Annotated in this window: 2 protein-coding genes; both read left to right on the plus strand. The window is 48.5% G+C overall.

Going from position 1 to position 655, the window contains the following annotated elements; all coding sequences use genetic code 11:
- A partial coding sequence (locus B3O33_RS09475) for an Hsp33 family molecular chaperone HslO (RefSeq protein ID WP_292363496.1) occupies window positions 1-221 on the plus strand: 221 nt, incomplete at its 5' end.
- Window positions 222-233: 12 nt separating this feature from the next.
- On the plus strand, window positions 234-655 hold a 422-nt coding region (locus B3O33_RS09480; protein WP_292363497.1), incomplete at its 3' end, for an NAD(P)/FAD-dependent oxidoreductase.

A 655-nucleotide genomic window follows, 5' to 3' on the forward strand; every position in this document is an offset into this window, starting at 1 on the left:
CAACCATGCTGGAATTTGCCTGTACCTGTTCACGTCAACGGGTGGCTGATACTATCAAGCTGCTGGGGCGACAGGAAGCAGAAGATATCATTGCCGAACGTGGCTTTGTCGAACTGGCCTGTGAGTTCTGTAACACGCATTATCAGTTTGATCCGGTGGATGTGGCGGGGTTATTCAGTGACCCGCTGAATATCCAGAATGATTCAGATACTTTGCATTAACCTGGAATAAACATGGCGCATATTGTCATTATCGGTGCGAGTACCGGTGGTTTACCGGCTGCTTATGAATGCCGGGCAGCTTTAGACAAAACACACCATATCAGCGTGGTATCCAATACACCGATTTTTCACTTTGTACCCAGCAATCCCTGGGTAGCCGTGGGCTGGCGAAAGCGTGCTGATATCAGCTTTGAACTGGTATCCGTGTTATCCAGTAAAAACATCGATTTCTACGACTCTGGCGCCACCAAAATCAACCCCGCCACTAATCAGGTTTTGCTGGGTGATAACACCATTCTCAATTACGACTATCTGATTATTGCTACCGGTCCCAAACTGGCCTTTGATGAAATCGAAGGTTTTGGTCCGCAAGCCCATACCCATTCCATCTGCACGGTGAGCCATGCTGAAGACAGCTATCATGCCTGGCGTCA

This window comes from Methylophaga sp. UBA1464, assembly GCF_002325665.1.
Classification (GTDB): Bacteria; Pseudomonadota; Gammaproteobacteria; order Nitrosococcales; family Methylophagaceae; genus Methylophaga.